At 69.6% G+C, this 6,655-nt stretch carries 7 protein-coding genes; all 7 read left to right on the top strand.

Going from position 1 to position 6,655, the window contains the following annotated elements; genetic code table 11:
• Nucleotides 1-35: 35 nt before the first annotated feature.
• The 7 genes from M1M07_RS11850 to gluQRS all read left to right on the top strand — a co-directional run bounded on the left by M1M07_RS11850 (nt 36) and on the right by gluQRS (nt 6,400).
• Nucleotides 36-1,175, top strand: coding sequence for an acyl-CoA dehydrogenase family protein (locus M1M07_RS11850; RefSeq protein ID WP_197253269.1), 1,140 nt, complete (start codon nt 36-38; stop codon nt 1,173-1,175).
• A gap of 58 nt (nt 1,176-1,233) precedes the next feature.
• The gene (locus M1M07_RS11855; RefSeq protein WP_197253267.1) at nt 1,234-2,418 is read left to right on the top strand and encodes an acetyl-CoA C-acetyltransferase; all 1,185 of its coding nucleotides are present in this window, start codon (nt 1,234-1,236) and stop codon (nt 2,416-2,418) included.
• A gap of 65 nt (nt 2,419-2,483) precedes the next feature.
• A complete protein-coding gene (locus tag M1M07_RS11860) occupies nt 2,484-3,245 on the top strand; it encodes an SDR family NAD(P)-dependent oxidoreductase (RefSeq protein WP_197253265.1) in 762 nt (253 codons plus the stop codon).
• 136 nt (nt 3,246-3,381) lie between these two features.
• Complete coding sequence (locus tag M1M07_RS11865; protein WP_197253263.1) at nt 3,382-3,939, top strand: TIGR03086 family metal-binding protein; 558 nt, start codon at nt 3,382-3,384, stop codon at nt 3,937-3,939.
• Between the two features lie 104 nt (nt 3,940-4,043).
• Nucleotides 4,044-4,619: a TetR/AcrR family transcriptional regulator gene (locus M1M07_RS11870; protein WP_248674279.1), complete on the top strand. Its 576-nt coding sequence runs from the start codon at nt 4,044-4,046 to the stop codon at nt 4,617-4,619.
• Nucleotides 4,620-4,680: 61 nt separating this feature from the next.
• The gene (locus tag M1M07_RS11875) at nt 4,681-5,337 is read left to right on the top strand and encodes a hypothetical protein (RefSeq protein WP_248674280.1); all 657 of its coding nucleotides are present in this window, start codon (nt 4,681-4,683) and stop codon (nt 5,335-5,337) included.
• Between the two features lie 103 nt (nt 5,338-5,440).
• Nucleotides 5,441-6,400, top strand: coding sequence for a tRNA glutamyl-Q(34) synthetase GluQRS (gene gluQRS / locus M1M07_RS11880; RefSeq protein ID WP_197253257.1), 960 nt, complete (start codon nt 5,441-5,443; stop codon nt 6,398-6,400).
• Nucleotides 6,401-6,655 lie beyond the last annotated feature (255 nt).

Below are 6,655 nucleotides of genomic sequence, written 5' to 3' on the forward strand. Positions count from 1 at the left end.
CAGTACTACTTTCCGTATTCCCCGAGGAGAATCCTGTGGCCGTCGACCGTCTCTTGCCCACCGACGAGGCCCGTGACCTCATCCAGCTCACCCGCGACGTGGCCGACAAGGTGCTGGCCCCGATCGTCGACGAGCACGAGAAGACGGAGACCTATCCCGAGGGCGTCTTCGCCACCCTCGGCGAGGCCGGGCTGCTGAGCCTGCCGTACCCCGAGGAGTGGGGTGGCGGTGGCCAGCCCTACGAGGTGTACCTGCAGGTTCTCGAGGAACTCGCCGCCCGCTGGGCCGCGGTCGCCGTCGCGGTCAGCGTCCACAGCCTCGCCTGCCACCCGTTGATGGCCTTCGGCACCGACGAGCAGAAGCAGAAGTGGCTGCCGGACATGCTCGGCGGCAACACCATCGGCGCCTACAGCCTGTCCGAACCGCAGGCCGGTTCCGACGCGGCCGCACTCGCCTGCAAGGCCACCGCCACCGAGGGCGGGTACCGCATCACCGGCTCGAAGGCGTGGATCACCCACGGCGGCATCGCCGACTTCTACAACCTGTTCGCCCGCACCGGCGAAGGCTCCAAGGGCATCTCGTGCTTCCTCGTCCCCAAGGGCACCGAGGGACTGACCTTCGGCAAGCCCGAGGAGAAGATGGGCCTGCACGCCGTCCCCACCACCTCGGCGCACTACGACGACGCGTTCGTTCCGGAGGAGCGCCGCCTCGGCGCCGAAGGACAGGGTCTGCAGATCGCCTTCAGCGCCCTCGACTCCGGTCGCCTCGGCATCGCCGCCGTCGCGGTCGGGCTCGCGCAGGCCGCGCTCGACGAAGCCGTTGCCTACGCCCAGGAGCGGACGGCGTTCGGCCGCAAGATCATCGACCACCAGGGTCTCGGCTTCCTGCTCGCCGACATGGCCGCCGCGGTCGACTCGGCCCGTGCCACCTACATCGACGCGGCCCGGCGCCGCGACGCGGGCCTGCCGTACTCGCGCAACGCCTCGGTCGCCAAGCTCGTCGCCACCGACGCGGCGATGAAGGTCACCACCGACGCCGTCCAGGTCCTCGGCGGCTACGGCTACACCCGTGACTTCCGCGTCGAGCGGTACATGCGGGAAGCCAAGATCACCCAGATCTTCGAGGGCACCAACCAGATTCAGCGACTGGTCATCAGCCGTCACCTGGCCGGCTGACCCGCCACCTCTCCCCACTGCCCTACTGCCCTACTGCCCTACTGCCGAAAGCTCACTCATGACCACCTCTGTGATCGTCGCCGGCGCCCGCACCCCCATGGGACGGCTGCTGGGCTCGTTGAAGGACTTCTCCGGCTCGGACCTCGGCGCCGTCGCCATCAAGGGCGCACTCGACAAGGCCCACGTATCCCCCGACCAGGTCGACTACGTCATCATGGGCCAGGTCCTCACCGCCGGGGCCGGCCAGATCCCCGCCCGCCAGGCCGCCGCCAAGGCCGGCATCCCGATGGACGTCCCGGCCCTGACCATCAACAAGGTCTGCCTGTCCGGGCTGACTGCGATCGCGATGGCCGACCAGCTCATCCGCGCAGGCGAATTCGACATCGTCGTCGCCGGTGGGCAGGAATCGATGAGCCAGGCACCGCACCTGCTCGAGAAGAGCCGCACCGGATTCAAGTACGGCGATGTCACGATGCGCGACCACATGGCGCACGACGGGCTCTACGACGTCTTCACCGATCAGGGCATGGGCAACCTCACCGAGTACGCCAACATCGACGAGCGGGCCGTGTCCCGCGAGGAGCAGGACGCGTTCTCCGCGGCGTCGCATCAGAACGCGGCCCGCGCCTGGAAGGACGGCCTGTTCGACGACGAGGTCGTGCCGGTGCCGATCCCCCAGCGCAAGGGCGACCCCGTCCTGTTCACCGCGGACGAGGGCATCCGCCCGGACACCACCGCCGAATCGCTCGCCAAGCTGCCGCCCGCGTTCCTGAAGGACGGCACGGTCACCGCCGGGTCGGCCTCGCAGATTTCCGACGGTGCCGCCGCCGTCGTCGTGATGAGCAAGGCCAAGGCCGAGGAACTCGGACTGTCCTGGATCGCCGAGATCGGCGCGCACGGCGTGGTGGCCGGCCCCGATTCGACCCTGCAGTCGCAGCCCTCGCGGGCCATCGCGAAGGCCTGCGAGCGTGAGGGTATCGCCCCGACCGACCTCGATCTCGTCGAGATCAACGAGGCATTCGCCGCGGTCGGCATCGCATCGGCCCGCGAACTCGGCCTCGACCGGACGCGGATCAACGTCAACGGTGGCGCCATCGCGCTCGGCCACCCTCTCGGGATGTCCGGGGCGCGCATCGTGCTGCACCTCGCGCTCGAACTCGGCCGCCGCGGCGGTGGTACCGGTGTCGCCGCGCTCTGCGGTGGTGGCGGTCAGGGCGACGCACTCGTCCTGCGCGTGCCGTGAGCTGAGCGCCCTGTCCCTTCCGGTTGCGAGAACCCCGTGACCGTCCCCCCGACCAGGAGAATTTCATGAACATCGACGGAGCCGTCGCAATCGTCACCGGTGGTGCCTCGGGCCTCGGCAACGCCACCGCCCGGGCCCTGCACGAACGCGGAGCCCAGGTGGTGCTGATCGATCTGCCGAGCTCGCGCGGCACCGACGCGGCAGCGGCCATCGGTGAGGGCGCGCACTTCGTCGCCGCCGACGTCACCTCCCCCGACGAGGTCACCGCAGCCGTCGATTTCGCTGCCGGTCTCGGTGATCTGCGGGTCGCGGTCAACTGCGCGGGTGTCGCCACGCCCGGAAAGGTCCTCGGCCGCAACGGGGCCCTTCCCCTCGAGGAGTTCGAACGCGTCGTCCGCATCAACCTCGTCGGCACGTTCAACGTGATCCGGCTGGCCGCGGAGAAGATCGCCGCGACCGATCCGATCGACGGCGAGCGCGGCGTCATCGTCGACACCGCCTCGGTCGCCGCCTTCGACGGGCAGATCGGTCAGCCCGCCTACGCCGCGTCGAAGGGTGGGGTCGCGGCCCTGACTCTGCCGCTGGCCCGCGAGTTTGCCCGGCATCTCATCCGGGTCGTGACGATCGCGCCCGGAATCTTCGAGACCCCGATGATGGCCGGTCTCCCCGAGGAAGCGCAGCGCTCACTCGGCGAGCAGGTTCCGCATCCCTCGCGTCTCGGTAAGGCCGACGAGTACGCGGCACTGGCCGCCCACATCATCGACAACCCGATGCTCAACGGCGAGACGATCCGCCTCGACGGCGCCATCCGTATGGCACCGCGCTGACCGCTGTATCCGATCGCGCCGTTGCCGGCCACGGACCGTAGGTAGCGGCACCGACAGCTGCCTACGGTTCCTCGGCCGGCACGTCGGCGAGCGAGTTACCGCCTCGGATCGCGGGGCTTCGACCACAATCGAGGCCATGACGAACGCAGCGTCCCCCGCCGACCACTACCGCGACCTCGCCGCCAAGTTCACCGCCACCGTCGAAGCGGTCCCCACCGACCGGTGGAGCTCACCGTCTCCGTGCGACGGCTGGACCGCTCGCGACGTGGTGCAGCACGTCGTCGAGACCCAGCGCGACATCGTCACCAAGGTCGGCCTCGAGCTGCCGTCCGAACCGTCACCGGAAGCGGATCCGGTCGGGGCGTGGATCGCGACCCGCGACGCGATGCAGGAGATCCTCGACGATCCGGCTCGCGGAAACCTCGAGTACGAAGGCTATTTCGGGCGGACGTCCCTCGCCGCGACCGTCGACCGGTTCTACACCTTCGATCTGGTGGTGCACGGGTGGGACCTGGCGCGTGCGACGGGCCTCGACGAAACCATCGCCGACGCCGACCTCGATTTCGTCGAGTCCGCGGCGACCGCGATGGGGGAATCGATCCGCATGGCGGGTGTGTGCGGTCCGGCCGTCGATGTGCCCGAGGGCGCCGACCGCACCACCCGGGTCCTCGGATACCTGGGCCGACAGGCCTGAGCGTCGCATACCGGCGTCGTGCCTGGTCGTCGTGGTGCCGGTCGGTCTCCGGTAGGCGGTACCCATACCGTCGTATGTCCGATTGATGCAGGTACGGTGCATCCATGCGCGCCCGTCCGTACGCCACCACGAACCCCAACCGCCTCGCCGCTGCCCTGCTCCAGGTCGCGGCACGCAGCGGCTTGGACTCGGCGAGCGTGCGCGAGGTCGCGAGTGAGGCCGGGGTCTCCATCGGCGCGGTGCAGCATCATTTCCCGACGAAGGACGCGATGCTCGCGTTCGCTTTCCGGGCGCTCGCCGACCGGGTCCTGGCCCGGCTGAGCAGCACCGATCCCGACATCGACCCGTCCCGCACCTTGTTCGCGGCTCTGAGCCAGTTGCTGCCGCTCGACGAACAGCGAGCCAGCGAAGCGCAGGTCATGGCGGCCTTCACGGTCCGCGCGGTCACGTCGCCGCCGCTCGGGGCAATCCGCCACGCGACGCTGTTCACGATGCGCACGGGAGTGTCCGCCGTATTGATCCGGATGGGCATCCCGGAGCCGGAGACACGGGCGACGCTGCTGCTCGCCGCCGTCAACGGTCTCGCTCTCGACGCGATCGCGTGCCCGGCGCTGTATCCGCCGGAGTTCCTCACCCACTCCCTGCACACCCAGATTCAGCTGGCCCTCGCCGACGGCTGATGCGACCATCATTCGGTCTGCCCGAGTGAATGATCCCGTCACCCGGAACGAGGGCTCCGCGATGACCGAGGTTTCACCTTCCCCACGCGCGGAACAGCGCTGGACCGCCTCGGCGTTCGTGCTCGTGTCGATGGCCGTGCCGTTCCTGCTTCCCGCGCACTACTCGCCGGGTACCACGTGGTTGCTTCCTGTCATCGAGGGATCGGTTCTCGTCGCGCTCGTCATCGTCGATCCCGGTCGGATCGACCGCCCGGGCAGATGGGTGCGGGCGCTGTCCGTCGCCCTGGTGGTCGTGATCGCGGCGGGGGCGGCGTGGAGTGCGGCGCGGCTGGTGTGGGATCTGCTGCACAGCTCACCGACCGCCACGGTCGCGATCGACCTGCTGCTGTCCGGTGCGCTGGTGTGGATGCAGACCGTCCTGGCATTCGGCTTCCTGTACTGGGAACTCGACGGTGGTGGTGCCGTGAACCGGCACCTGCGGCCCCGGGCCCATCCCGACCTGGCGTTCCCCCAGCAGCTCGAGCCCGAACTCGCGCCGCCGGGGTGGCGGCCCGTCTTCGCCGACTACCTGTTCCTCGCCCTGATCAACGCCACCACGTTCGGCCCCGCCGACGTCCTTCCCCTGGCTCGGTGGGCGAAGCTGACCATGGCCGTGCAGTCCCTGCTGTCGCTGGTGATCCTCGGTCTCGTCGTGGCGAATGCGGTGAACCTCCTCTGACGGTGTTGCGTTGTGGCGGTCCCGACCGCCACAAAGGCACACGGGCGGCGGAGCCGCACTCAGGCACACGGGCGGCGGAGCCGCACCCGGATAGGGTGCAGGAATGTTCTATTCGGAGGCCGAGGCACCGGTGGGAGCCGGGCGGTTCGCGCCGAGCCCCTCCGGCGACCTGCACATGGGAAACCTGCGGACCGCCGTGCTCGCGTGGTTGTTCGCCCGCAGCACCGGACGCCGGTTCCTGGTGCGCGTCGAGGATCTCGATCGGGTCCGGCCCGGCGCGGAGCACGCTCAGCTCGCGGACCTGGCGGCACTCGGCATCGACTGGGACGCCGAGGTCGTCCACCAGTCGCGGCGGCTTCGTCTGTACGAGGAGGCGATCGACCGGCTCACCCGGGCCGGGCTGACCTACGAGTGTTTCTGCACCCGACGCGAGATCCAGCAAGCCACCTCCGCACCGCACGCGCCGGCCGGTGCCTATCCGGGCACCTGCCGCAGGTTGTCGAGTGCCGAACGGGCCGAGAAGATGGCGTCGGGCCGCCCGCCGGCCGTGCGGTTGCGGGCCGGAACGGACTTCTTCACGGTGCACGACGTGCTGCACGGCGATTTCACCGGAATCGTCGACGATCTCGTGCTGCGACGCGGCGACGGGACCCCCGCCTACAACCTGGCGGTCGTCGTCGACGACGCCGCGCAGGGCATCGATCAGGTCGTGCGCGGCGACGACCTGCTCTCCTCCGCACCCCGTCAGGCGTATCTGGCTGGGCTGCTCGATCTTCCGGCGCCGGTGTACGCGCACGTCCCGCTCGCTCTCAACGCGGAGGGCAAGAGGCTGGCCAAGCGCGACGGCGCCGTGACCCTCGCCGATCAACGCGCCCTCGGGCACACTCCCGCGGATGTGCTGGGCCGGATCGCCGTGTCCCTCCGCCTGGCCGATCCCGGGGAGCCGGTGACGCTGCCGCTGCTGCTCGACCGCTGGAACCCGGCGCTGCTGCCCCGGCATCCGTGGGTGTTCGAGATCGAGCCCGTCCGGCCCGACGAAGCCGGGATCGCCGGACAAAGTTGATCATGCTGCGCGACGACCGAATCGGACGTAGTGTGCGGAATTGACTTGACGCTCAGCCGCCTCGAGAGGACGAGCCATGACGACCGGCGGTTACGACCCGAACCAGGACCCGTACAAACAAGGCAACAGCCCCCGGAACCCGGATCCGAACAATCCGCAGGGTGGCTACCCGCCACCACCGTCCGGCGGTTATCCGCCACCGCAGGGCAACTACCCACCGCCCGGGAACTACCCTCCGCCCCAGGGCAACTACCC

It is taken from the genome of Rhodococcus sp. HM1 (assembly GCF_023218075.1).
GTDB lineage: Bacteria > Actinomycetota > Actinomycetes > Mycobacteriales > Mycobacteriaceae > Rhodococcus.

Coding starts and splice junctions, on each gene's coding strand:
- M1M07_RS11855 (WP_197253267.1), top strand. CDS start 1,234: ATGACCACCTCTGTGATCGTCGCCGGCGCCCGCACCCCCATGGGACGG.
- M1M07_RS11860 (WP_197253265.1), top strand. CDS start 2,484: ATGAACATCGACGGAGCCGTCGCAATCGTCACCGGTGGTGCCTCGGGC.
- M1M07_RS11865 (WP_197253263.1), top strand. CDS start 3,382: ATGACGAACGCAGCGTCCCCCGCCGACCACTACCGCGACCTCGCCGCC.
- M1M07_RS11870 (WP_248674279.1), top strand. CDS start 4,044: ATGCGCGCCCGTCCGTACGCCACCACGAACCCCAACCGCCTCGCCGCT.
- M1M07_RS11875 (WP_248674280.1), top strand. CDS start 4,681: ATGACCGAGGTTTCACCTTCCCCACGCGCGGAACAGCGCTGGACCGCC.
- gluQRS (WP_197253257.1), top strand. CDS start 5,441: ATGTTCTATTCGGAGGCCGAGGCACCGGTGGGAGCCGGGCGGTTCGCG.